The sequence below is a fragment of the Metasolibacillus sp. FSL K6-0083 genome, from assembly GCF_038630865.1.
In the GTDB taxonomy this organism is placed as follows: Bacteria; Bacillota; Bacilli; order Bacillales_A; family Planococcaceae; genus Metasolibacillus; species Metasolibacillus fluoroglycofenilyticus.
On sequence record NZ_CP152046.1, the window covers coordinates 1,622,356 to 1,648,266 of the forward strand.

Consider the following 25,911-nt stretch of genomic DNA (forward strand, 5'->3'; position numbering starts at 1 on the left):
TTCATCGTCCCTTATGGTAGACTAAATTGAACTGAAAGGATGGACTCAATATGACACAACAAACGAATAAATCCGCATTATACATATTAATGTTTAGCTTATTTATTACAATGGGAGGCATTGGGATTATCATTCCTGTAATGCCTGATTATTTATTGCTTTTTGGGGTTGGCGGACAAGTACTAGGCTTTCTTATTGCTGGTTTTGCTCTCGCTCAATTTTTATTTTCTCCTATTGCAGGCGAGTTATCGGATCGTCATGGCCGTAAAATATTTATTATTATAGGTCTTGTTATTTATGGCTGTGCGCAAATTTTCTTCGGGCTTGCTACACAGGTTTGGATGCTTTTTGTCGCACGCTTTTTAGCTGGGCTTGGTGCTGCACTAATCATGGCACCGACAATGGCTTATGTTGCTGATATTACAACAGTGGAGGAGCGAGGAAAAGGCATGGGGATGCTAGGCGCTGCCATGTCATTAGGCTTCACAATTGGACCTGGAATTGGTGGGTTTTTAGCAAAGGTTAACTTACATTTTCCATTTTACATCGCAGGTGGCTTTGCGTTAGCCACTGCACTTATTTCCTATTTTGTTTTACCAAATGTAGCCGTGCAATTAAGACAGCAGATGAAAAAGGAAAACCTATTTAAACAATTAGCGAATTCCGTAAAAATGCCTTACTTCGTTGTGCTAATCGTTATTTTTACTTTTAGCTTCGGCATCGCTAATTTCCAAGCGACAATGGCCATTTATTTAGGCTATAAATTCCACTATACGCCTACAGATATTGCCATCGTATTAACTGTAGGCGGCTTTGCAGGAGTGGTTTTGCAAATGTTTGTCATCGACCGATTGTTTAAACGCTTCGGTGAAATGAAAGTCATTCTTATCAATTTATTCGTTGCAGCCATTACAATGCTTTTAATGATTTATATTAGTGGTTTCTTTATTATTTTAACTGTCGCTACATTGTTCTCAATTGCCACAACATTTATTCGCCCTGCAGTCAATACGCTCGTATCAAAGCTGGCGGGTGAAGGGCAAGGCTATGCTGCAGGTATGAATAATGCTTATATGAGCTTAGGCAATATGGTAGGACCTGCCCTTGCTGGTACTTTATTTGATTGGAATATGGATGCACCTTATATGTTCGGAACATTAATTTTACTCGCTTGCTTGCTGCTAGCCTTTATGTGGACAACACGCAAAGCCCCACATTTAATGCAGCCAAGTGAATAAACTAAGATTTATGAGCGAATTCAAGTATATTATGAGCGATTTTCGGGGCTTTCTGAGCGATTTTCCATACTTTATGAGCGAATCGTTAGTTATAGCCTAAAAAAATCCGTTGTTCGGTTTTAGCAGCGCATTAAAAGCCCCTAACTATAACTTAAAGGATGACTATTATTGGAAGCGAAAAAAGTGATACAACAATGTGAGCAATGTGGAGAATCATTTACAATCGACTTTGCCACAGCTAATTTGTCTGTTCAAGTTGCACGTATCAATGGGAAAACAATTGAAAATCGTTTATTTATAGAGGCATGCCCAAATTGCGGGAAGGTTCATACTGTAGCAAGTGACAACCCAAAGGAATGGGGAAATCGCAAAATTCCTTCTCCAAAAAGGCTTATGTATGGCGTACTATTTAGCTGTTTATTTATTATTATCGGTGCTATTCTCGCATTCTATTTTGCTGGGAGAGGAATCGCCATCATTTGGAGCTGGCTATTTCAATAATGAAAATTAATACCGATAGCAATAGTAGGAGGGATGCTAATGACAAATCCTATTGCAAATGCACAACTATTAGCCAGTCAATGGTCAACAACGAAAGATGCTCGCTTTATTAATGAAGACGGCAAAGATTTTTATGATTCTTTATTGGATGTGTTTAATGCACGCGATAAAAAGCAGCAGAAAACGCAATCTGAATCGATGTTCAACATGTTCTCTTATGCTGGCTCTGTGGCGCTCGGAAAAGGACTTTTATCTGGCACACAAATACCGGAGGGCATTCATCCATTTCTTGACACGCATAATCAAAACGGTGTGACAGCAGAAAGCTTTTTACAAACAAAAATGCAAAACAGCATGCTGCAGTCACTTACTGCAGCTAAAGGCAATTTAGAGCAGCAACTGAACACCTATAAAAGCAATAGCATTATATCAACAGGACAAGTGCAAAAAATGGAAGCAAATATTGCGCTTGTTGAACAATTTCTTGTGGCTAAAAAAGAAGCGCAACAGCAGCGGGAAGTGATGCAACAATTGGCAGCAAGCAAGGGCTAAAGTAATATTTTAAAAGTCAGCTGCTTTAGCTAAATAGTTGTTTCTTTTATTGTCCTCTCGTAGTATTTACCACAAAGGATTTTCGTTGCTTTTCCTTAAGAGATACCTCTGAAACCAATGTTTCTATTGTTTTCAAAGAAAACTCCCTCTATTTTCATTTGATCAAAACACCACATAAAAGCGTCCAAAAGCCGGCAACTGCACGGCTTGTTGGACGCCCTCCTTACCTTTTCTTCATTCCTTTTAAAAGCTGGGCAACATTTGTATCCTCTGCCTGTACAGGCTTTTGCTCTACAATCGTTGCGTCCTTTCTCGGCTTAACGAAAAAACCCCAGCCAAAACGACGTAGTGTAATATCAATAAAGAATAATAGCATACCTGCTAATAATAGCCATGTAGCAATATTTTGACGCTCCGCGCCCTTCGTTGTGAAGTCGCGGAAAATTTCGGCTGGCTCCTTCAAAATAGCACCGCCTGTTCGCTCCGTCAATTCTTCCACTAACCTGTCATTGACAGGCCTTAACTCGTACTCTGCACTGTATGGAACAGTTAAACCAGCCTGGTAAATGGCCTGCTCCTCATCCGCAATGCGGAAGAAAATAAGTCCTTGCTCTGCCTCCACCGTCGCCCTTACTTGGGATGCGGAAATCATCTCAAGTTGTGTTTCCAGCTCTTCTCCTGCTTCATTGACAGCAACAATATCTAAAAAAGCGGCCTCATTTGTCGGGTCTGTAATCATAAAGGTACCGTCTGCCTCTAAACGTACATCGTAGGCGATATCATTATAGCTTGGGAGCATTTGTGATAGCATCGTTTGCCAAAACATTCCCCAATCCTGCCATCTCGCAAAGTCGCCTGTCCATTTTCCCGTTGAATCAGACGTAAAGGCAAAAGTTTTCCCTAAGCCATATTGCCATTGCGCAAGCACAGGATCTTCCTTTGCGCTTTCTGCCACTACAATCGCTCCTTGCTTTGCTGTCGTTCCGATATAGGCATTCATCTCTGGTACACCTTGCGCGAACAACGCATTCCAGCCTAGCGCATTATAAATCGTAGGATAAAATGGGTTATCCTCAATATAAGTGCGTGAAATCATCGCTGTTTCGCGCGATAAAATCGAAGGAATCATTTGCTCATCAATTACATCATAAAAGCGTCCACTTCCCATTTCACTTAGCTGTTGTAATAACGCACCATCTGCGTCACTACCAATCGCTACGGTTGATAGCGTAATATTATTATTTTTGCCTTCTTCAATTAGCTCCTCATAATTACCAGACTGGGATTGACCATCTGTTAATAAAATAATATGTTTGCGCTGTAATTGTAAATCAGCTAAATTTTCATAGGCTAGCGATAATGAGCTATAAATTTCTGTACCACCACCCGGTGTCACCGATAATATCGTATCGACAGCATCCTCCTTACTACCTAACGGACCTGTTTCGATAATTTCCCACGGACGGTCATCAAAGGCGATAAAGCCTAGTGTATCCTCCTCACGTAGCAATTCTACAGAACGTGCCGCCGCTTCCTTAGCAAGCTCTAGCTTATTGCCGTACATGCTCCCAGAACGGTCAAGCACAATAACAAGACCTAATGAAGGGAGCTGCTCCTTGCCCTTTATCTCCATTTCAACAGGTAATAATGCTTCAATTGGTGTTTTAAAATAGCCCCCTAAGCCAAAGCTATTTTCTCCACCAATCATCGCAAAGCCTACACCGAAGTTTTTTACAGCCTGCTCAATAACGAGCATTTTTGCTTCTCCGACTAAATGCCCTGATACATTATCAAAAATAATGGCATTATATTGCAAATAGCTTGAAAGGTCGTTTGGTAAGCTGTTAGCTGCGACCACATCGTAGTTAATAGCATGCTGGCCTAATGCAGCAGCTATTGGCGATGCCGTGTCATAGCCATTAACAATTAACAGGCGCGGCTCACTTTGTACCATCGTTATACTTGTCAACTTATTATTTTCATAAATCGCATCTTCTCCAACTTGTACAACAGCCTCATATTTTACAAGACCTTCTGATTTCATACTATGCTTATAAGTAAAAACATTGGAGCCCTCTGTCAATTCAACTGCTTCTCGGTGAATAAGCTGGTCATTTTCGTATAATAAAAGCTCTCCTTGCCCAGCTTCGGTTGCGTAAATTTCTGTTACGAGTTGCTGTTGTTCGCCAGCATATGCAATTTGCGGTGTCACAAAGCTTTTCAATGATACGTCATTAGTCACTTTTTGCTGAAATGGCACGACATCGACGCTTATTGTAGAACCTTTGAGCTTGCTCGCAAATTCTAACACATCCCCCTTCGTTTCATTCCCATCTGTTAAGAGGACAAAGCGCGTTGCCTTTTGCGGATCAACAATCCCTGTAGCAATTTGCAAGCTTTGTTCAATATTCGTTTCACCATTATTTTTTAGTGCGGTAAACTTTGGTACTTCCTTTAAATCAGCCGCTAACATCGCTTCCGTTTGCATATTTGAAGCAAAGGAATAAATACCTACTGCTTGGTCATTTTTTTTCTCCTTTAAGCTTTCCACAATAAAATCAGTAAGCTCCTGCTCTGTTGTATTCATTGAGGCTGAACGATCAACTAAAAAAATGATTTGCTGCTCTTTAATCGGTAATAAAATATAGGGACTTGCAAGTGCAAAAACAAGACAGCAAGCTGCTACAATTCGAATCCCTAACACAACAATATGGCTTTTTTTCAGACGCTCTCGCTCTCGCCAATATGTCCAAATAAAATAAATTAATAGTGGAAGTAATAATAACAATGCAAGCGGTATATCAATTCGTAAATCCACGACGTCGTTGCACCTCCCATTCCACAATTAACAATAGTAAAGCAAGCACGATAATCCATGGCACAATGGATGATTTCGACATTTCCTCTCCACCATCATCTGGTAACGCGCCAATTGTATAGCTTGTCCCTTCTTCGATGATGCGCTCCTGTGCCTGCAATTGCACGATGAAGCGTTTCGCCTCATCAGCTGAACGCGCGATATAGGCTCCCGGCTTCATTGGGGCTGTTAAAATACCATTGGTAACAGTTGATAAGAATTCATCTTCCTGTGAATAGACAGACCAATCTCCCTGTGCTAATGCCACTACTCGTTCCTCATTCGGTGCAAAAATACCAAGTGAGCTAGAGGATTCTACTAGCTGCTGCTCCACACTCCATAAAAACAGTGGGAATGACGGATGCAATGGCCAATCGGTATCTTCAATATCCGCTAAAACAATAATATCTCCCTCAGAGGAAAGTTGGATAAATGGCTTCTCCCCAACGGAAGCAATCGTTTTATAGCTCTCAAAGCCCTCATACAATGCGCTTACATAGACATCTTTTAAGTCGCTAAAGGCAAATAGTGCATCATTCGTTGTCTTTACATTCCCTGCTGCTTCAAATTTTTCTGTGTCGTCCCTACCAAACAAAACGATAGGTTTTTTTGTTTGCCCTAAGAGGGACGTTTGATTCGTTACGATAATTGCATCTTTATTATCAGCAAGTTGCAAAGCTGGAGCCATTTTGACATTTGGCTGTATTGCCTGAAATCCTTTTTGAATAAGCTGATGCAAGTTTTGATCTACTATTAGCGCCGCGCTAGCTGTTTGCAATAATGCTGTTTGCGTATTATCAACTACATAATCATCTTGCACAGCAATTTTAGCTGTCATCGTACTTGTCACCGCTAAGTTTTTAAAGGTTTTTGCAATGACTTCCTTCGGCGGTAAAGCAATTTCCTCACGAACAAGCTCTTTATTATCCGCATCATACAATGTTAATACTGCCTGTTGCTGTTCTTTCGTATCATTGCGGAGCTGCACAAGTGCCATTGCATGTTGTCCGTCTGTCGTCGCAGCAAAACGTGTAATGGCAATATTTTTTAAATCTTTGGCTGCCCCTTTCACAATCCACTGCACTGTATCTTTTTCAATTGGTAGCTGCATTTTATCAAGCGCATCCGTAAAAATATAAACCGATGTCGGCACATCTCCAATAAAGGCTTGCGCCACATCAAGTGATTTGTGCATTTGAGCTGTTTCATATGTGACTTGTAATGCTTGAATTGCCTGCTCAACCGCATTGGTATTCGCTTCCTGCTGTAATACAGCTGTTGGAGCATGCCCTGTCGTAATAAGAGTCACAGGTCTACCGTTTAATTCATGAACTAACGCTAGCATCTCCTCTTTATGTTGCTCGAATGTTGATTGCTCTTTCCCCGCAAGCATTGTCGCTGACGTATCAACGATAAACACTACTTGTGCCCCAGCAATTTTCGATTTCGTAATAAATGGGTTCATCAAAGCAAGCATCAGTAGTAGTAATGCGAGCAATTGTAAATAGAGCAAAGCATTTTTTTGTAAGTGCTTTAAATAGGGTGATACACGCGTCTCCTGCATAATTTCTGACCAAAAAAGAGTCGAGGATACAGGCTGTTCGGTATATTTTTTACGGAAGAAATAATACAGTAGGACAATAACCGGAAAGATGGCCGTCCAGCTATAAATAATTTGACTAAAGCCCATACGGCTCACCTCACCTAATCCAATGTGCTTTCAATAATTGATGGAATATGGCGTGCTGTAAGCCATCCTCCACCTTTAATTGCAATTTGCGAACACCGAAGCGATGGCAAATTGCATCAAATTGTTGCTCATGTAATAAGCGTCTTTCTGAATATGTGTCTAATACCTTTCTCGACATCGTTACATTAACATCATTTCCTGTTTCGCTATCTAAAAGTCGAACATCGCCTGCATAATGTGGAGCTAGCTCTTCCTCTGTAATAATTTGGATGATGCGTACATCTCCAGCAAAGCGTGGCAGCCGTTTTAATAACTGCTCCCATTCTTCAATAGGCTCTAGACCATCTGTAATAATAAATAATATGGTACTATCTTTCGGCAATGCTCTTAAAGCACCCTGTGCAAAGCGCTCGCTATAATTTGCCTGCTCAATTGCAGAAACGATTTGTAGAAAGGCGCGTCTATATGTGGCTCCTTTACGACGAAACGGTGGGACTAGCTCTTCCTGTAAATAAGAAAAGGAGAGTCGATCATCACGTCCAAGCACCATTAAACCTAGCGATGTGGCTATTTGCCTTGCAAAAAGCCATTTCGTTTCTGCCCCCATCGATTTTGTCGTATCTAGTAAAATATGAACACGCATTTCTTGTTCATCTAAAAAGCGTTTAATAAAATACTTTTCAGTTCTTGCGAAAACATTCCAATCTACCTGCCTAACATCGTCTCCTAAGTGATATTCACGAAAATCTGAAAAATCGAGCGATGCCCCGAAGCGTTGCGAACGGTGCGAGCCTTTATGCTGCCCACGTAATTTGGAGGCCGTTGCTACTTGGAAGCGGCCGATTTTTACGAGCCAATCTTCCGGTAAGACATATTTATTGCTCACTTGCTAACACCTTGCTGCACTTTTTCTAAAATAATGTCGATAATATCGTCTGCTGTCTTACCAGAAGCCTCCCCTTCATAATTCAACAGCATACGATGACGCAATACAGGCTTCGCAACCGTCTTAATATCCGCTACTGACACATGAAAACGACCATTCATTAACGCTCGTGCCTTGGCGAGCTTAATTAAACTTTGCAATCCACGAGGACCGCTGCCATACAACGCATATTGCTTTACTTCCTCAAGGGCAAATTCACCTTCTGGATGCGTCGCCACAATAAGCTCTGTTGCATACTCTAGCATCTCCTCAGCTACCAATACTTCCTTGACCATATGCTGTGCCTCAACAAGCTGCTGTGCATCCATTATTTTTTGTAAACTAATTTCTGCAGCGCCAGTTGTGCGTTTCATAATTTCCATTAACTCTTGCTTCGATGGATAGGGTACGAGTATTTTACAGAGGAAACGGTCCATTTGTGCCTCTGGCAGTGGATATGTCCCTTCCATTTCAATCGGGTTTTGGGTAGCCAAAACGAAAAACGGCTTAGCCATCTTTTTCGTATCTCCTAAAATCGTTACCGTTTTTTCACCCATCGCCTCCAGCAAGGCACTTTGCGTTTTCGGTGTTGCACGGTTAATTTCATCTGCTAACACCATTTGACTAAAAATAGGACCTGGCTGAAAAATAAATTGCTGTTTGCCATCTGGCGTTCGCTCAATCATGCTCGTTCCTGTAATGTCTGCGGGCATTAAATCTGGCGTAAACTGAATACGTGAAAATGACAAATCTAGAACCTCTGAAATTGTACGGATTAACATCGTTTTCCCTAAGCCTGGCAAACCTTCTAGCAATGCATGACCATCTGCTAGCACTGCATATAATGTATAGTCAATCGCTTCCTCCTGACCGACAATAAAGCGATGAATTTCTTCCTTTACTTGCTGTAATTTTTTACTCATTTCCGTGTACTGCTGTTCTGAAAATGCCATGAAAATTCCTCCTAGCGCGACTCGATTGACGTAAAATAGGATTGCACAACTGACTGTAAATCTTTTGGTAATTGCAAACGCTCTGAGCTTTCCAAATAGCTATCTTTATACGTGCCAATCACCTCTTCATATGGGCGAACCGTTCCTTTCACAACAGGACCATCTGCCTCTTGCTCTGAAACATGCGAACCTTGACCTAATGCACCACCATCAACAGTTGTCTCGCCTTGTCCACCTATTCGATTAGGGATTGTTAATAAATCTCGGCTTCCTTGACCTGTTCCTGCACCAGAGCCTTGTCCCTGTCCTTGACCTTGACCTTGACCTTGTCCTTGACCTTGTCCTTGACCTTGTCCTTGTCCTTGTCCTTGTCCCTGACCTTGTCCTTGGCCTTGTCCTTGTCCTTGTCCCTGACCTTGTCCTTGTCCTTGACCTTGACCTTGGCCCTGACCTTGGCCTTGTCCCTGACCTTGACCCTGTCCTTGTTGACCTGACTGCCCCTGCTGACCAGATTTGCCTTGTTGCCCTGGCTGTCCCGCTTGACCTTGTTGACCAGCCTGACCTTGCTGATTGTTTTGATTTGCAGCATTCGCATTGGAATTATTTGCTGCTGCAATTGCATTTTGTAGCGATTTACTTAAAGGTTTTCCTAGATTCCCCATCGCAGCCTGTGTAGCGTTGGCGTTTTTCGTCAATTGCTGCTGTGTTTGTGCCAGCTCCTTCAACTGTTCTACCTCTTGAGCGGTTAAGCCATCGCTTGCATCGCCAGCATTTTGTGTAGCTGTCTGCTTATCCTTTAGTTGCTGCTCCTTTAGCGCCAGCTCTTTTTGCTTTTTCACCATCTCACGCAAAGCTTCCTCCGCCGTCGTCGCTTCTTTCAATTTATTTTGCAATTCCTTCAATTGCTCTTTTACTTCTTTTGACTCTGCTTTTTTTTCCAACTGCGCAACTTCTTTTTTAATATCCTCTATTACTGCCTGCTCTTTTTCCACTTCAATCGCTTCCATTTGTGACTTGGCAGGGAACATATACATCACAGCCAGTAAACAAACAGTAACGATAACGCCAATTAGCGCTTTCGGGCGAAACAATTGCTTTTCGCGTTGCTTAAATGCCGCAAATGCTTGCTCCATATTGCGTATCGCCTTTTGCAGCAATGATTGCACAAGCGGCTCCTTGTCATTTTTAAAAGATAGCGACGTCACAAGTTCATTATGAGCAAAATAACTATCTAGCTTAAACAAAGCCTCCTGTTCACGTACTCGCTTCCACCAAATGATGATAAGCGTTACAATAAAACAGGCAACAAACGCTAGAAAAGCTGTTTGGCGATAATACGGCCAGACGAACAATCTTGAAATAATCATGATTGAAGCGCTCGCAAGCAATGCAAAAAACAAGCCATATTGCGCAAGCGGTATGCTTTTTTCTAGTCGTAAACTTCTTTTTGCACGTTGAATATAGCTTCGTAATTGCTTACGCTGCTCCATGTCCATTCCTCCTTATCGATTGCTCTTCATATTGGCACGCAATTTTTTGATTGCAACCGTTAAAGTAAATAAAATAATCACACTATAAAAAATTAAATACGTTACCCAAACAGGTAGCTTAATGCCTGACAACTCCGCTAATTGTCTGCCCATTTCTGGCTCAATTAATGTTAGTATTAAAGCACCCGGATTAATTGCTGCCCATAAATAAGCCATAAAGGAGCTCGATGTGCCTGTCGGGACCATCATTTGACTAAACGCAATCGTGACGAAGAAGAAAAATGCTGTTATGCCTCCTAAAAAAATAATGGAGCCATATGTAGCAATCATCGCGACAATTGTTTTTTTCGTAATTGTCGAAAACATCACGCCGATACTACCAACTGCTATAACTGTTAATAAATAAAATAAAAAGATAGATGCAATTTGCGATGGCGAGACACCACCAAATAAGAAAACTAAGCTATATAAAGGCAAGCCTGCAATAAGCATTAATACAAGAAACGACACTGATGATAATAATTTACCTACTACAATTTGCGTGGAGCTTTGTGTTGTCGTTAATAAAATATTTAATGTTTGCTTTTCTCGTTCACTGCTAATTGCACCTGCTGTTAAGCTCGGTGTAATAAATAAAACAAGTGCCATTTGAATAATTGTTAGCACGGCAAACATCGCAAAGCTCGTATCAGGTCTGAAGAAGCCCTTGCCTGTAAAGCCTGTTGTAATTAATAGGAAGCCTGCAATAAAAATCACTAATACTGCCAAATAAAACATTAAACCTGAGAAGCTTTTAAAGGAACGGAAGCGCAACTTCAGCTCCTTTACAAATACTGGATTATATAAGCGTTCCATCACTCTGCATCCGCCCCTTTCGTAATTGCCATGAAGACATCCTCCAAGTCTTTTTCTTCTTCCGTTAAAGCATAAATCGGTAAATCCGCTAAAATTGCCTTCTTTAGCAATGCTACCTGCTCCGCATCCGTTCCGCGGTAATTAAATTCAAGTTCCAGCTTACTTTCAATAATATCAATTGTAGATATTTGCGGGTCTTCCTCTAAAAAAGCACGCACTTCATTTAAACGGTCCGTCACTTTTACCACAATGCGCTTTTCACCCTGTAGCTGCGCTTGAATTGTCGCTACATTTCCATGTGCAATCAGCTTCCCATTATCAATTACACCGATTTCATCACACATTTCCGCCAGCTCAGGTAAGATATGCGAGGAAATTAAAATTGTCTTCCCCATCGTTTTTAAATTGCGCAAAATATCACGCATTTCCACTCTTGCACGTGGGTCTAGTCCAGATGCCGGTTCATCTAAAATAAGCACCTTAGGGTCATGAATTAAGGCTCTTGCTAAACATAATCGCTGCTTCATACCACGCGATAATAAGTCAACATATTCATAGCGTTTGCTCGTTAAATTGACTAGCTCTAATAGCTGTGGAATTAACAGCGCGCGCTCCGCTACTTGAATGCCGTAGCTTGCACCATAAAAGTCTAAATATTCATCTACCTTTAACTGGTCATATACACCAAAAAAGTCTGGCATATAGCCAATTTGCTTACGCACCTCCTTCGGCTCCTTTACGACGCTCTTTCCATTAATAATAGCATCTCCCGAAGTCGGTGAAAGCAATGTTGCTAAAATGGAGAAGGTTGTTGATTTACCTGCGCCATTTGCGCCTACAAAACCGAACACGGTTCCCTCTGCTAATGACAAATTTAATTGATCTAAAGCGATAAAGGAGCCGTATTTTTTCGTCAAATTTTGAATTTCAATCATTATTTCGCCACTCCTTTCAGCTCAACATTCGGTAATGTCGTTTCAAGTGCCCCCTGATTTGTTGAAAATGCAAGCTCTAAACGAATTTCACCAAATTCATTAATGTAATCGTCAGCATTGGCTGTTATTGCCGTGCGCGCTTCTTCCAAAGGCTCATAGGCATTTGTGCTGTTATTCCAAACCGTTAGCTTCATATTAATCGTATCTTTATTAGCAATATGAATTTCATCTAGTCGCTCAATATGCTGCATAAAATTATGTGGCAATGAAACGATTAATTCATACGTACCATCAGATAAATACCATTTATTCACTTGTTTATCATATAGCTCGTAATAGCCATTTACCGCTAGAGGAAGTAGCTCATAATTTAAGTTACTTTGCTTTATTGTAAATGGTCCTGATAACTCTACTTTACCTTCAAAGGGCTGTACGAAATAAGAAATCGTCGACATATTAGCACCAGTCTCAAGCTCAACACCTACAAGTGCTTGCTCTGCCCATGCGCTAATGATTGGTTGCTCCTCTTGTTCAGTTACAGTACTTGTCATCGCTTGTAAACGCTCAATTCGAATAGGGTCTATATCCTCTTTCGCTGTTGGATAAGTATAATTATATCGGTTGTAGTAGGTCGGCTTTTGCAATGTTGTTAATTTCACATCTTTGTCGACAGTAAGCGTACCATTCGCTTCAATATCACCTAAATTTACTACCTTTAAGCCCGAATGTAGCATGACATCCTTTAAATCAAATGGGAAGTTATTTTTAATTGTCCCTGTAATTTTTTCATTTTTTAAAGTTAAATCAATATCCATTTTCCCAACATCTTGCGCAGTTGTTGTACCCATAAATGATTGTACAGACCAATAGCTTAAATTGCGCATTGTTAACGTCGTACCATCTGCGTGTTCCTTAATATACGAGTTTTCATATAAATTACCTGAACGACCACCTGCAAAGCCACCACCATAATTGCGCATAGCAATTGCCGTTGTATTATTATTTGCATTGACGACAAAATCACCGCTACGATTTGTTAAGATGGATTCGATATAGTAACCATTTAAACTATTATCCTCGTTTACTTTATAAACGGCAGATTGCTGTACTTGCGGCTGCATAATACGTCCCTGTGCCCCTATAATGAAGAGCGCAATTGACACAACAACAGATATGACAGGAATAACCCACCAAGCATGTTCACGCTTATCTAATTTTCTTAAAATAAAGTAAAGAATAGGCCCAATTAAAATAATATAAATAACAATGACAATCAATGTGAAGCCCATTGAAACCTCAAATGATGGGAATAATTCATTCACTGAGCGTAAGTCATACATAATTTGTTCAAATGGTGATTGATAATACATTCCCGAATTATAATTAGAAAACTTCTGAATGTTTAACATTTTCGCTGTTAATGCTGCGTAACCATCCATCGATGCAAGCGGTTGGTCTCCTAATGAAAATGCTGTTTGAATTACTTCACCACTACCGACTTTTTTCCTAGCAGCTAAAACTGTTCCTTCATCCGCAAGCACAGCAGTACTATCATTATTTAGAGTATTTGCATATGCTTGAATTGAATCTGTAAAAGTTCCACCATTTGATAATGTTGACAATGTCTCTGCCGAAACCGTCAGCATTTCATTCGATAATGTTAATGGCAAATAATCTTGAAAAATGCCTGCAGCCGTATTTATTTGCTCCATCGCACCAATCACAAGTGTGCCGCCATCCTGCACCCATTTCAACAATGCTTGCTGCTGCTTTTGTGATAAATCTGCAACGGACACTTCATCCAAGACAATAATATTAGCCATCGCTAAGCCCAATGCATCCTCAGGCAATGTATACCCTTTGATTTGATTCAAATGTATTACTTCCGTTTGATAGTTTGGTGAAAATTGCGATAGTTTTAAATATTCACTTAAGCGATCACTGCTATCCGTTACAGTAAAAACAAATGTCGACATCGGGTCTAAAAAATTCGTTTGTAGTCGCTTTGTCCCTTTATATTTTATTTTCTTATCCTTTTCAATCCCGCCTTCAAAAAAGGTGAATATTTCTTCCTCTGAATAACTATAATCTGATAAGCCATTCAAATATAATTCAAATGTTTTTTCCTCACCACTTGCTATCGAAATAGGGATAACAAGGGCTGAGGCTGCTTCATAGGAATACGACGCATTGACAACCATATCCCCATTGAAATCATCTCCAGTATTTTTAACTGTTACATATAAAGGTGCAGGCTGCATATGCTTCGCCTTACCGTTAATGCCTGCCTTCGCATCCACCTCTAAAGCTGGTGCCGCGCTAGCTTGTCCAGCTGGTAAAAACAAGCTAACCATCAGCATCACTACGAGTATGTATGCCGCTATTTTTACACGTCTCAAAAGCTCAACCCCTCTTCATATTCATTGGTTACTATCAATAATTATACGTTTTTAAACCCCATTAGTTCCAATTATTATGAAATTTTCAGAAATTCTTAAGAAAAGCTTCATTTTCATAATGAAAATAACGAGTTGGTATTTATATTATTAGACGAACTGTGAAGTACTTTGTTACATGAGGAAAAGTAGAAGCACAAAAAAATATCATGAAAAACGTCCCAAAAGGCGGCTACTGAAAGCCTTTTGGGACGCTACGAGAAGTGTTGATTCAGCTTCCGAACAAGTTTTGAAGTTCTATGAGCAAATTTAAGTGTTTTACGAGCGAATTTTCATAGTTTATGAGCGAATCGCTACGTTGGACCTAAAAAGTGCCGCTGTTCAAAGAAAACTAACCGCATATTTTATCAAAACATCATTAAAAGCGTCGAAAATGTCAGAATTACACATCGTAAAAATACCTATAGACATCTTCTAAATTTTGTTTACTACGATTGACTGATTTAATTTGTACACCATTTTTTAATAGCCATTCAAGATATTTCTCCATATTATATGCTGGGTCTGTAAGTAGAAAATTGCCATTCATTTGAAAAGGAAGTTGAATATTTTTTAGCAGTTGCTCTATGCTGTGATTATATGAAAATTCAATTTCATACCGTGCATCTATGCTTGATATAATATCCTTTGTAAACAATTCCCCATCTTTAATAAACCAAATTGTATTTGTTAAATCCTCTAATATATCCAAATTGTGTGTTGATATAAAAATACTTATTCCTTGTGAATGTAATGTGCGAATTAATTGTTTTAACTCAATAATACTCGTTGGATCAAGCCCGTTAAATGGCTCATCCATTAAAATAATAAGTGGCTTCGTTAATATGCTTAAAGCAATGAATAGATGCTGTCTCATTCCGTAGGAGTATGATTTCACAGGCTGATTGACATAGGAACGCATACCGATTAAATCAATGACCTCATTTATTTCCTTTTGCGCTAAATTATAAATATTTGCTACAAAAGATAAATGGTCATAGCCAGTTAGGTGCATATATAAGTAATTATCACTCGGTAAAAAAGAAACATATTTAAAAAAATCAGGCTGAGTATTAGGGATATCTTTCACCGTAATTTTGCCATTTTCAATATCCTCTAATGCAAGTATAGAACGCATTAAAGTAGTTTTCCCTGCTCCATTCGGCCCAACGAGACCGATAATTTCTCCTGCATTGATAAAAAAGGAGATATTTTGTAGGACAGTTTTATTTTTATACTTTTTTCTCAGTTCATTGACTTGTAATACCATTATAATGCCCCCTTCCTGCTAGATAGAAGTCCTATACAAAACAGTATGCTTCCGCCAATCAGCAAAATAATACTCCCATTAAGGTAATTCACTTTTGTATCATTTGCCAAAATAGATTTCCAACCATCCACAATATTCCATGTATCGAAATAAACGAACGGATTGATGTGCATACCGTTCATAGCAATATAATGGTTTGCCAAAAAATAACCTATAACTACTACAATTATTGTCATAATAATTGTGGCATAATGGTTTTTCATCCATTTTCCAATCAAGCTAAACAAGCTATTTAAAAAGAAAATTTGCGCAACAATTAACAAACCACTTCTCAAAATTAATGTGGATAAATTTTCAAAGTAAAAAGAGGTGTCATCTATTATTGAATAAAAATAATTATCGTGGATTTTATCCGTTGCATAGACTAAAATAGGATATTCATATTCACCTAAACCACCAATCATAGTGCTTAGGAAGAAGATACAAGCACCACTTATCAATAACAAGCTATAAGCAATTACAATATTATACAACCATTTCGTCATATAAATGTATTTGTAGCGAATCGGCTTCGTAGTTAAAAAATTAATTGACAGATTCCATTGCCTTTCATCAGACATTGCTGTCCATAGCAATAGCACGAAAATGGCTAACACGAATAGCATGATGTTCCAATCTAAATATTTATAGATGGAAAATAAGCTACTATTTCCGTATTTTGTATTTCTCTCCTCCAAGAGATGCAAGGCTTTATACTGGTCACTACTAGTTGCATTGCTTGGAGTATTAAAATTAGAAATCCATTGATGCCCAAGTGGCCATGCTGTTATTCCTTTTTCATCTAAAATATTTTGCTGTTCTTCAGATGCCATCACAGTTACAGTCCATAATGCACCATCTATTTCTTTATATGTTGGTGCATCTAATGACTTCAATGCTGCCCTAAATTTTTCAGGGAAATCATGAGAATCAATCTCGTTTTTTAAATTTTCCAACATATTGTAGCTATCACTCAAATCATTAACGATAGCAGTATAAGGATTTTTCTCTAAAGCTTCTATTTCTTCACCTGATTGCAGTTGCATTTCCTTTTCCAATTCAAAATCCTCTTCAGATATTTCCCAACTTGTACGAAGTTCGATTAAGAAGTTTTGGAAACCTTCAATTGTGCTCAATGCCTTTATAGGAATTGCTTGAAATTGCTGATTCACTACAACGACAGTACCACCCATAATACCTAATAACAGGATGAGTGTTAATAGAATATGCCCTTTACGTTTCTTTTTCAAATGTTCAAATTGAATAAGCTTCCACCTATTTTGGAAGTGGTATTGTTTTTTGTTCATATAAAAAGCAGCTATTTTGAAACGAATCCATTGCGATTTCATAACTGGATAAGAAATAATAAAACTTAAGATAAGTAAGATAAACATCCCTATTAAATAGCTAATATAACGATGGGTAGTCAATAAATTTGCTTCATATGAGATTAGTAAGTGAATTGGGTTAATCATATAAAAACCATAATGTAGTGAAGTAACATAGCCGATAATCAGTAGCATACTTATAAACGCTAAGGTCATGCCTAAAGAAACACGCTGTTTTAGTAAACAAATTGCCAAAATTAATAATAATACAACAAAAAAACTCCAGCTAATCGGAAGGAAAACTAACCACTTCCATACAGGTACCATGATGATAGAAGTCCCAACAGCTACTTCAATTGGGTAATAAAGCGTATTTATATTGCCCATGATGAGTGGTGGCAATAATGATAAAGCACCTGCTACCACTATGTACATAATCATAGCTAGTAAAAAAGGAATTAAGTAACTATAATGTGCTACTGTAGAAGATAAAGAATTCATTTTAAAAAAATCGAATAATCGATTCTCCCTATCAAACAAATATTTATAGCAAAAAATGAGCAGAAATAATAAGGCTGTCACAGGGCTGAATAATAGTTGGAATAGCTGTTTTGTAAACAATGCTGTGTTAAATGGTGTCATTTGCTCCGTGTAAGGCAAACCATGTTCTATCAATTTTTCTGCCTTCCGTTGTTCAATTTCTAATAAATTTTTATTATTGTAAGGAATGGAATCAAGATGAATATACTTTTCATATTCATTTATATAGGCTAGATGTGCTGAAGCAATTTCTAAATCATTTTCCTTAAGCTTGTTTGAAATTTCCTTTAAGTGCTCCTCCTGTATTAGCAAACTCGCTAGTGATTGTCGCTGCTCCGCTGTTAAGCCAACATGCCTTTCTTTGCCAAGCGCCCTCCCAATTAAAAAATCCACAGTGATTTTTCGATTTTGAAAGGTTTCTTCTAGCTCTCGCTGAGTTGTTCCTGATTGAGTCTGATTAATGATGAATAAAGAAATGATTAATACAATGATTATGATTGGTAGAAATAAAGTATATTTGCTTTTCATGATTCCCTTCATAATAAAATGGACCACAGCTTTCATTTATTCCCCCCCAGATTTTTTAGCTATTTATAAAACATCCCCTTTAAGCTATATTGTTTGACAATAATGAATACTTAAAGAGGATATTAAAAGTTTAATCGTTTATAAATTAATCAAATTCTAGAACGTATGGTTCTGCATGTGGACCTGCAGAGATGTAACCCTCTAAAATATATCGTCCATATATATCTATTTTACCGTTATAATAAATATAGCCTGAATATGTTTTTCCATTTCTAGACTCAGTTACCCATAGGGCTCTTGTATATGTTGTTAGAGTTCTTGAAACGAAAATTGTATCTGCTACTGGCGCTATTTCCTGCTCTAAATTTTCAGAAGCTTGAACGCTTAAAAGTGTTGTAGGCACGCTGAATGTGAAGGCTGTGATTAAACTCAAACTTAACATTTTAAATTTTCTCATAAATTCTCCTCCATACATTGATAATTTTCAAAACTTAAAATTTCCATTAAAGTGATGAATATTGGCCAAAAATTCCCACAACCCGATATTCCCATATAAATACTTTTTTGTCAATGTAAAAACATTTTTAATGGGCATATATTTTATCAAAACTCCACTGAAATCCCTTGAGATTTTGTGAGCGAATTTAAGTGTTTTACGAGCGAATTTTCATAGTTTATGAGCGAATCGCTACGTTGGACCTAAAAAGTGCCGCTGTTCAAAGAAAACTAACCGTACATTTTATCAAAACATCATTAAAAGCGTCCAAAATGCTAGCTATTGCACGGCATTTTGGACGCTCTCTCACTTATATTCATATAAGCATCTTGCATGGTCTTGCACGACTTCTACAAATGCAGCTACTTGACGCAACTCAAAGGAAGATTCATAGCCAATCAACCAAGTATCTCGTGTTAGCCCTAAATCGTTTTCTGTATTTGTTAACGGCATTTTGTTCATATGCTCCGCGCCATTCAGTGTAATGGATGGCAATATTGCGTAACCAATACCGTTCATTACCATTTGCTTGCATGTTTCAATTTGGTCGACGACAATTTGATGGCGGGGATTGGAATGAAAATGTCGCTGCCACCATTGCTGAATTTCCTGATAGTAATTTGAGTCACTTTTAAATTGGATGAATGGGCGGTCTGTCGTTTCAATTTCCTTTAAGTTCGTAATCTCAGTATCCACAAAATACATCATGTCTCGGAATAAATGCAGTTTTTTGCCCTTCCAATCAACTTGCCCACGTACAATGCCAACATGTGCCTCGCCCTCATAAAGCGCCTTCACAATTTCTGAGCTCCAACCTGTCATTAACGAAATTTTCGCATCTGGATATTGAGTGACAAAATCCTTCAACACTTTCGGTAGCCAATTTTGCCCTACAATAGATGCACAAGCGATTTTTAACGTACCATGGACTTTCGAATTTAGTGCCTGAATCATTTCGAAAATTTCCTCTCGCTTCGCAATTGAATCAATCGCATATTGAATAACAAGCTCACCAGCCGGTGTCGGGGATAAGCCTTTTGGAGAACGCAAAAATAGCTGTATGCCCCAATCTTTTTCAATCGACTGTAGTCTTTGAGATAGTGCTGGCTGCGTTAAAAATAAACGCTCTGCCGCTTTTCTCATATTGCGCTCTTCCGCTAATATTTTAATAATTTCAGCCTCCGTCGCGGTCATCGTTTCACCCCTAATTCTTTAAGTAGACTTATAGGGGGTGTCAGGAAAACTTTCTCTCCCGACACCCCCGATTTCTGCCTATATTTCACTTGAATAGATATGTTTTTTTAATTGCTTTAAAATAACTCGGCGCGTCATAATGCCGGCAAATGTCCCATCTTCCTCTATTACACATAGAAAAGCATGATTAATTACTAAATCTAATGCTCGTCGAAATGTATCCGTTATTTTTAAATAGGCAACGTCTTGATCCATGACATCCTCTACTCGAATTGACCCAAGTCGATCATATTCAATACGCTCTAGTCCCAAAATTTCCTCTGTAATCATCTTCGTACTAAGCAAACCTTGTAATCGGTATTTCACATCTAATACCGGCACCGATGAATAACCTGTTTTTGTCAAAACTAACAGGGCATGCTCTGCACTGTTGCCACTTTGAACATGCGCAACCTTTTCCGCCGGAATGACTAATTCAGCAATTGGCATCTCAAGTATAGCTTTATTATTAATTGAAATCATGACATCATAACTCCTTTTTGCGTTCTTTCACTAGAATCGCACCCTTACTACTATCATATCACACTTTATTTCATTATGACTATGTGAAGGTCGGAGAAGTTGCCATGTAAAAATAGGATGTCTGAAAAGCAGCGTGTTAGGTTGCTTTTCAGACATCCCCTCAGTAAGAGCCAGTAGTTGCCCAGTAATAAAATATAATAATGCCTAGAAACAAGTTCATAATAAAATACATAACGATAATCGGATTTAAAAGAAATGGATGGTCTTTTATTGCCTCATTTATTGGCGTGTCTTCAATAGTAGACTGTCTTTCCGTTTCTTTTGCAATACGCACCGTTGCATAATAACTCCAAGCAAGCAAGAGTACACCGACAAAAATAGCTGGATAAAGCCACATGCCCAACAGAAACACTCCTTTCGTTTCATTTAGTATGAGCTTATCCAGCTAAAATTTATTCAATTTTCAAAGTAGGTCTAAAGTGTTAATTCTCACCTAAAACGGAAATTGATTTAGCCACGCGCCACCATCTAAAGTGACACATTCACCGTTCATATACGCTGCTTTATCAGATAATATAAATGTCGCTAAATTAGCAATTTCTTCTGGCGTGCCAAGACGTTTTAATGGTACAGATTCAATTGTACGTCGTGCTTGCTCCTCTGATTCCCAAAGCTTATCAGCTCCACCCGTGCGTTCAATTGGTCCTGGTGCAATGGCATTTACGCGAATGCCATATTGTCCCCCCCATTCAACTGCTAGAGAGCGCGTCAACGATAAGACACCTGCTTTAGCAGCAGCGGAATGAATAACCCCTGCACCTGCTCCCCATGCGTACGTTGCAACCATATTTAGAATGGAGCCTTTAATATTATTTTCAATCCAGTAGCGACCTAGTTCAGAGGAGCAATAAAAAGTACCATTTAATACAATATCGATTACTGCCTTCCAGCCATTTGGTGATAAATTTTCAGCTCTCACTAAAAAATTCCCCGCCGCATTATTAACAAGTCCATCTACCTGTCCAAATTTTTCAATTGAGAAGGACAACATTGCCTTCACATGCTCCGGCTCGCGAACATCCATTTGAAATATTTCGATAGTGTCGCCAAAGCTTTTTATTTCTTCCTTTGCCTTTGTTAAGCGCTCTACATCTCGTCCTGTAATAATGACATTTGCCCCATCTTGTACAAATTGCTTTGCCATAGCTAGCCCCATCCCACTAGAGCCACCTGTAATAATAATTGTTTTATGCTGTAACATACATACGCCCCCTTGTAATAGATAATGAATGAATTATCATTCATATTTTGTGCAACAAAAAATTTATTTGCTACACTTACTTATATATTACTACGGGCAAATCCAAAAATATACTGCAATTATCAATTATGCCTCAGCTAACTCTTACTCAGATTTTTTGAGCTAAATTGGTGGAAGACCACCTCCACATATGTCAGCAGTTAACTGACCTGCATCACGCAGCCTTTCTTCAAAATCTGTGACATCCGCCGGAGCTTATGCTCACTTAGTCGTTATGCTAGTATGCGATGTTCTTAGATTGGTTCCTCTTTGATAGCGGGTGTTTGGACACACATTGAAATTGATTTTATCTCGTTGCAGAATACATGTGTTGAAAGAAGTTAAAGCTAGGCCTATCTCATTTGAAATTTGTCTGCCTAGCTTTATTATTGCTTTTAAATTGAACAGTTTAGTGAAAATATTGCTCCACTATTTGCTCAGCTGGTAATGGGCGGTTGTACAAGTAGCCCTGCACTTTTTGACAGTTGCTTTCCCTTAAAAATTGCTCCTGTGCAGTTTCCTCTACGCCTTCAGCAATCACTTCTAGCCCTAGGTTTTGGGCTAATAAAATAATTGTTTCGACAATCGCTTTATTTTTTTGATCCTTCTCAATATCTGTAATAAACGACTGATCTATTTTGATAATATCGATTGGATACTCCTTTAAATAGCTGAGCGATGAATAGCCTGTACCAAAGTCATCAACCGATACATATACACCGAGCTCTTTTAAGCGACGTAAAATAGATGTTGTTTCATATAAATCTGACATGGAGCTTTCCGTAATTTCAAGTTCTAAATAGCGTGGTTCAATATTATACTCTGTTAATAATGCTGCAACGCGATTTACAAAATCCTTTTGCTTGAACTGCTTTGGTGAAATATTAACAGCGATGCGCACCGGTTTAAAGCCACACTCTCGCCACTCTTTTTGATATCGGCAAACGCGTTCTAAAACCCACTCACCAATACTAATAATCAGACCAGAAGATTCAGCAATTGGAATAAATTGAGCTGGTGATACCATACCAAATTTTCTATTTTTCCAGCGGATAAGTGCTTCAAAGCTATCAATTTTATTTGTTTCTAAATTCACTTGTGGCTGAAAATAAATCGTAAATTCGTTTAATTCAATTGCTCTGTGTAAATGGGCTTCCATTAGAGCTTCGTTAGGGAAATAATGATTTAATTCCTCACTATAATAACAATAATGTCCTCTTCCATTATTTTTCATATAGAACAAAGCTTGATCAGCTTGATGAAGCAATATATCTAAATCTCTTTCTTCAATTGTCGCTAAGGAGATTCCTACTGAAGCAGTAATAAAATATTCTTGATTATCTACAATAAACGGCTCTTGCAAACTTTGTAAAATATTGTATGCAATCGTCTCTACTTCATCTAACTCTTCATAATGGAAAATGATTACAAACTCATCCCCGTTATGTCGAAACACTTCACAATACTCACTACGCAAGCCTTTAAAGCGCTCACTAACCTCAAATAATAATTGATCTGAGCGCTGTTTGCCTAAAGATTCGTTAAATTTTTTAAAGCGGTCTAAATCCACAAGTAGTAATGCAATATTCGATGTTTTTTTGAAATTATCTTCATCTGTCCATTGCTTATTTAGTGCACGTCGATTGTAAAGCTCTGTTAATTCATCGTAATAGGCTGAGCCCATAATATGCAAACTTTGTTCATCTATAATCGGTGATGCAACTAAAGAGCGCATAATAACAACAATGTATTCCTCGTCCTGCTCTATAATTGTTTGTAATACAACCGCTATTTCTGCATCATCAATTCTAATTCTTTTTATTTCTTGGTCATTTTGTAAAATGAACTGCTTTACTTCAGGCCAATTTATTTGATGAAAAAACTGCTCGGCATCCATTCCCTCGTTAAATGAACAATTAAATAAATGGACTGCTTTACAATTCGCACACTGAACAACATATTGTTGCTCAGTGTGTTGTAAAACTACAATTGCATCAAATGGATTTAGTTGAATAATTCTTTCGAGCAAATTGCTCATATTCTGCTTCATCATGTTGTTCTCGAATCCTCCAGACAAATGTTATTTCGCGTCTGCCTATTCCTCAAGTTTGACTGTACCAATCGCTTCTTTTAAAAATAGCTCCTGACTGTTAATGCGCTCTACGCCCGTATATCCTTCTTTATAATGATATTTGCCATTTGCATCTTGAATACGCGCCTTTTGATTATCTTCTAATTGCAAGTCCATAATATCCATAATGCGTTGTTTAATATCCATTGAATAAATTGGGAATAAAATTTCTACACGATTCACCATATTGCGCGTCATCATATCTGCAGACGATAAAAATAGTTTGTTTTCCCCGTTGTGATGGAACCAAAAAATGCGTGAATGCTCTAAAAAGCGTCCGACAATACTCGTTACGCAAATATTTTCGCTCACACCTTTTATTCCTGGACGCAAGCAGCAAATACCACGAATAATTAACTCAATTTTCACTCCCACTATTGAAGCCTCATAAAGCTTTACCATTAAGTCCTTATCTGTTAATGAATTCATTTTCGCTTTTATAGAGCCATTGCCGTACTTTTTATGACTACGGATTTCCTCATCAATTAACTTAATAAATTCATCTCGAATATCATAAGGCGATACAACTAAATGATGGAATTGTGGCTTTTCCGTATAACCGCTTAAATAATTAAAGAAGTTCGTTGCATCAATACCGAATTCTTTATGCGATGTAATAATGCCCATATCCGTATAAATTTTAGCTGTTGCGTCATTGTAGTTTCCTGTTCCTAAATGTACAAAGCGCTCAATTTTCCCAAGTCGTCTGCGCACAACCAATGTAATTTTAGAATGGGTTTTTAAATTATTCATCCCATAAATAACTAAGCAGCCTGCCTGCTCAAGTAACTTTGCCCAATGCACATTATTTTCCTCATCAAAGCGAGCTTTTAACTCTACTAAAACTGTTACCTGCTTGCCGTTTTCTGCGGCCTGCTTCAACGCTTGAATAACTGGAGAGTTTCCACTTACTCGATACAATGTTTGTTTAATTGCTAGAACGGATGGGTCATTCGCTGCTTCTGTAATAAAATCAACAATCGGCACAAATGATTCATACGGATGATGGAAAAATAAATCTTGCACTAGAGCCTTTTCGAATAAATTCTCCTCGGAGCTTAAATCTTGTGGTGGCTGTGGAATAAAGCTTTCGTACATTAAATGTTCGCGCCCCTCAGAAATAGCTTTAACAAAGGAAAACATAAATGTTAAATCAAGTGGTCCGTCAATTTTAAATACGTCAGATTCTTCGATTTCAAATTCCTCTAATAAATATTCAAGCACATCGTCGGCCATTTCACCATCTCGAACTTCTAGACGGCTTCCAACGCCCCACTTGCGCTTCTTCAACTCTTTTTCGATTTCCACTAATAAGTCTTGTGCGCCTTCTTCGTGAATCGTTAAATCTGCATTACGAGTTAAACGGAAAGCCTGTGAGGATTTCACTTTGTAGCCATAGAACAGCTTATCAATTTGGCTCATAATCACATCTTCAAGCAAGACATACACCGTCTCACCATTATTGCTAGGTACTTGAATAACACGTTCTAACACAGATGGCACTTGAACGATGGCAACTTTATCGAAATGCTCCAACTCTGTATCATTGTTATTTTCTAGCATAACAAGCAGGTTTTGTGTACGACCTAAAAGAGTTGGAAAAGGACGATAAGCATCTACTGCAACTGGTGTCAGTACAGGGAAAATCGTTTCTTCGAATAGCTCATGAATGTATTTCTTTTGCTCACTAGTCAATAACTTTAAATCGCGAATAAAAACATTTTCTTTCGACAGCAGCTCATCAATTAGGTGGCGATACACTTCCATTTGACGACGAACCAATGCCTGTGTGCGCTCGGCAATTTTTGTTAATTGCTCTTTAGGTGTTAAACCAGATTTATTCTCTGCCTTATGAAAACCTGCTCTTACTTGATCTTGCAGACCTGCTACACGCACCATAAAAAACTCATCCAAGTTAGAACTAAAAATGGCTAAAAATTTTAAACGTTCAAGTAGTGGGTTCGTAATATCTTCTGCTTCTTCTAGTACACGTTCATTAAATGCTAGCCAACTTAACTCGCGATTATTATAATATTCAGGCTTACTAATCTCTTCAAGTAAAGCTTCGTTCGATATGTTAGTATCTACATTTTCATGATTATTATTCATTTGCTCTGTACTAAAATTTGCTG

20 protein-coding genes are annotated in these 25,911 nt (G+C 38.5%); 3 read left to right on the forward strand and 17 right to left on the reverse strand.

Annotation, left to right across the window (positions count from 1 at the left end):
• Positions 1-50: 50 nt before the first annotated feature.
• The 3 genes from MHB51_RS07750 (at position 51) to MHB51_RS07760 (ending at position 2,291) form a co-directional block, all read left to right on the forward strand.
• A complete protein-coding gene (locus tag MHB51_RS07750) occupies positions 51-1,238 on the forward strand; it encodes an MFS transporter (RefSeq protein WP_066169556.1) in 1,188 nt (395 codons plus the stop codon).
• Between the two features lie 168 nt (positions 1,239-1,406).
• On the forward strand, positions 1,407-1,739 hold the full coding sequence (locus MHB51_RS07755) for a redox protein (RefSeq protein WP_342472936.1): 333 nt from the start codon (positions 1,407-1,409) through the stop codon (positions 1,737-1,739).
• 39 nt (positions 1,740-1,778) lie between these two features.
• Positions 1,779-2,291, forward strand: a complete 513-nt coding sequence (locus MHB51_RS07760; RefSeq protein WP_342559328.1) for a hypothetical protein — start codon at positions 1,779-1,781, stop codon at positions 2,289-2,291.
• A 223-nt stretch (positions 2,292-2,514) separates the two neighbouring features.
• Here the strand turns inward: MHB51_RS07760 and MHB51_RS07765 are convergent, their stop codons facing one another.
• From MHB51_RS07765 to MHB51_RS07845, 17 genes are all read right to left on the reverse strand, one after another.
• Positions 2,515-5,109 (reverse strand): VWA domain-containing protein, encoded by a 2,595-nt coding sequence (locus tag MHB51_RS07765; protein ID WP_342559329.1) that lies wholly within the window; start codon positions 5,107-5,109, stop codon positions 2,515-2,517.
• Complete coding sequence (locus MHB51_RS07770) at positions 5,093-6,838, reverse strand: VWA domain-containing protein (protein WP_342559330.1); 1,746 nt, start codon at positions 6,836-6,838, stop codon at positions 5,093-5,095. Before MHB51_RS07770 ends, MHB51_RS07765 begins: the two co-directional genes overlap by 17 nt.
• A gap of 10 nt (positions 6,839-6,848) precedes the next feature.
• Entirely contained in the window at positions 6,849-7,724 is an 876-nt protein-coding gene (locus tag MHB51_RS07775) for a DUF58 domain-containing protein (protein ID WP_342559331.1), read from the reverse strand.
• Positions 7,721-8,716: a MoxR family ATPase gene (locus MHB51_RS07780; RefSeq protein ID WP_066169544.1), complete on the reverse strand. Its 996-nt coding sequence runs from the start codon at positions 8,714-8,716 to the stop codon at positions 7,721-7,723. The genes MHB51_RS07775 and MHB51_RS07780 overlap by 4 nt, the downstream gene beginning before the upstream one ends.
• 11 nt (positions 8,717-8,727) lie before the next feature.
• Entirely contained in the window at positions 8,728-10,206 is a 1,479-nt protein-coding gene (locus tag MHB51_RS07785) for a hypothetical protein (RefSeq protein WP_342559332.1), read from the reverse strand.
• A 12-nt stretch (positions 10,207-10,218) separates the two neighbouring features.
• Positions 10,219-11,064 carry an ABC transporter permease gene (locus MHB51_RS07790; protein ID WP_082799091.1) on the reverse strand — a complete coding sequence of 282 codons (846 nt, stop codon included), beginning with the start codon at positions 11,062-11,064 and terminating at the stop codon, positions 10,219-10,221.
• Positions 11,061-11,996: an ABC transporter ATP-binding protein gene (locus MHB51_RS07795; protein WP_066169538.1), complete on the reverse strand. Its 936-nt coding sequence runs from the start codon at positions 11,994-11,996 to the stop codon at positions 11,061-11,063. The genes MHB51_RS07790 and MHB51_RS07795 overlap by 4 nt, the downstream gene beginning before the upstream one ends.
• Positions 11,996-14,395 carry a hypothetical protein gene (locus tag MHB51_RS07800; RefSeq protein WP_107942192.1) on the reverse strand — a complete coding sequence of 800 codons (2,400 nt, stop codon included), beginning with the start codon at positions 14,393-14,395 and terminating at the stop codon, positions 11,996-11,998. The genes MHB51_RS07795 and MHB51_RS07800 overlap by 1 nt, the downstream gene beginning before the upstream one ends.
• Before the next feature lie 439 nt (positions 14,396-14,834).
• Positions 14,835-15,701: an ABC transporter ATP-binding protein gene (locus MHB51_RS07805; RefSeq protein ID WP_342559333.1), complete on the reverse strand. Its 867-nt coding sequence runs from the start codon at positions 15,699-15,701 to the stop codon at positions 14,835-14,837.
• The gene (locus MHB51_RS07810) at positions 15,701-18,172 is read right to left on the reverse strand and encodes a hypothetical protein (protein WP_342559334.1); all 2,472 of its coding nucleotides are present in this window, start codon (positions 18,170-18,172) and stop codon (positions 15,701-15,703) included. The genes MHB51_RS07805 and MHB51_RS07810 overlap by 1 nt, the downstream gene beginning before the upstream one ends.
• Positions 18,173-18,281: 109 nt before the next feature.
• Positions 18,282-18,593 carry a hypothetical protein gene (locus tag MHB51_RS07815; RefSeq protein WP_342559335.1) on the reverse strand — a complete coding sequence of 104 codons (312 nt, stop codon included), beginning with the start codon at positions 18,591-18,593 and terminating at the stop codon, positions 18,282-18,284.
• A gap of 345 nt (positions 18,594-18,938) precedes the next feature.
• A complete protein-coding gene (locus MHB51_RS07820; RefSeq protein WP_066169532.1) occupies positions 18,939-19,826 on the reverse strand; it encodes a LysR family transcriptional regulator in 888 nt (295 codons plus the stop codon).
• A gap of 78 nt (positions 19,827-19,904) precedes the next feature.
• Positions 19,905-20,348, reverse strand: a complete 444-nt coding sequence (gene cbpB, locus MHB51_RS07825; RefSeq protein ID WP_066169530.1) for a cyclic-di-AMP-binding protein CbpB — start codon at positions 20,346-20,348, stop codon at positions 19,905-19,907.
• A 160-nt stretch (positions 20,349-20,508) separates the two neighbouring features.
• A complete protein-coding gene (locus MHB51_RS07830) occupies positions 20,509-20,751 on the reverse strand; it encodes a short-chain dehydrogenase (RefSeq protein ID WP_066169527.1) in 243 nt (80 codons plus the stop codon).
• A 90-nt stretch (positions 20,752-20,841) separates the two neighbouring features.
• Positions 20,842-21,609 (reverse strand): 2,4-dienoyl-CoA reductase, encoded by a 768-nt coding sequence (fadH, locus tag MHB51_RS07835; RefSeq protein ID WP_066169526.1) that lies wholly within the window; start codon positions 21,607-21,609, stop codon positions 20,842-20,844.
• 448 nt (positions 21,610-22,057) lie between these two features.
• Positions 22,058-23,701: a bifunctional diguanylate cyclase/phosphodiesterase gene (locus MHB51_RS07840; RefSeq protein WP_066169524.1), complete on the reverse strand. Its 1,644-nt coding sequence runs from the start codon at positions 23,699-23,701 to the stop codon at positions 22,058-22,060.
• A gap of 42 nt (positions 23,702-23,743) precedes the next feature.
• Complete coding sequence (locus tag MHB51_RS07845) at positions 23,744-25,888, reverse strand: RNA degradosome polyphosphate kinase (RefSeq protein WP_154098236.1); 2,145 nt, start codon at positions 25,886-25,888, stop codon at positions 23,744-23,746.
• Positions 25,889-25,911: the final 23 nt, after the last annotated feature.

Excerpts from the sequence above, each read along its gene's own strand:
- MHB51_RS07810 (WP_342559334.1), bottom strand. The coding sequence starts at position 18,172 with ATGAAAGCTGTGGTCCATTTTATTATGAAGGGAATCATGAAAAGCAAA.
- MHB51_RS07815 (WP_342559335.1), bottom strand. The coding sequence starts at position 18,593 with ATGAGAAAATTTAAAATGTTAAGTTTGAGTTTAATCACAGCCTTCACA.
- MHB51_RS07845 (WP_154098236.1), bottom strand. The coding sequence starts at position 25,888 with ATGAATAATAATCATGAAAATGTAGATACTAACATATCGAACGAAGCT.
- cbpB (WP_066169530.1), bottom strand. The coding sequence starts at position 20,348 with ATGATTTCAATTAATAATAAAGCTATACTTGAGATGCCAATTGCTGAA.
- MHB51_RS07785 (WP_342559332.1), bottom strand. The coding sequence starts at position 10,206 with ATGGAGCAGCGTAAGCAATTACGAAGCTATATTCAACGTGCAAAAAGA.
- fadH (WP_066169526.1), bottom strand. The coding sequence starts at position 21,609 with ATGTTACAGCATAAAACAATTATTATTACAGGTGGCTCTAGTGGGATG.
- MHB51_RS07795 (WP_066169538.1), bottom strand. The coding sequence starts at position 11,996 with ATGATTGAAATTCAAAATTTGACGAAAAAATACGGCTCCTTTATCGCT.
- MHB51_RS07760 (WP_342559328.1), top strand. The coding sequence starts at position 1,779 with ATGACAAATCCTATTGCAAATGCACAACTATTAGCCAGTCAATGGTCA.
- MHB51_RS07780 (WP_066169544.1), bottom strand. The coding sequence starts at position 8,716 with ATGGCATTTTCAGAACAGCAGTACACGGAAATGAGTAAAAAATTACAG.
- MHB51_RS07770 (WP_342559330.1), bottom strand. The coding sequence starts at position 6,838 with ATGGGCTTTAGTCAAATTATTTATAGCTGGACGGCCATCTTTCCGGTT.
- MHB51_RS07840 (WP_066169524.1), bottom strand. The coding sequence starts at position 23,701 with ATGATGAAGCAGAATATGAGCAATTTGCTCGAAAGAATTATTCAACTA.
- MHB51_RS07820 (WP_066169532.1), bottom strand. The coding sequence starts at position 19,826 with ATGACCGCGACGGAGGCTGAAATTATTAAAATATTAGCGGAAGAGCGC.
- MHB51_RS07750 (WP_066169556.1), top strand. The coding sequence starts at position 51 with ATGACACAACAAACGAATAAATCCGCATTATACATATTAATGTTTAGC.
- MHB51_RS07805 (WP_342559333.1), bottom strand. The coding sequence starts at position 15,701 with ATGGTATTACAAGTCAATGAACTGAGAAAAAAGTATAAAAATAAAACT.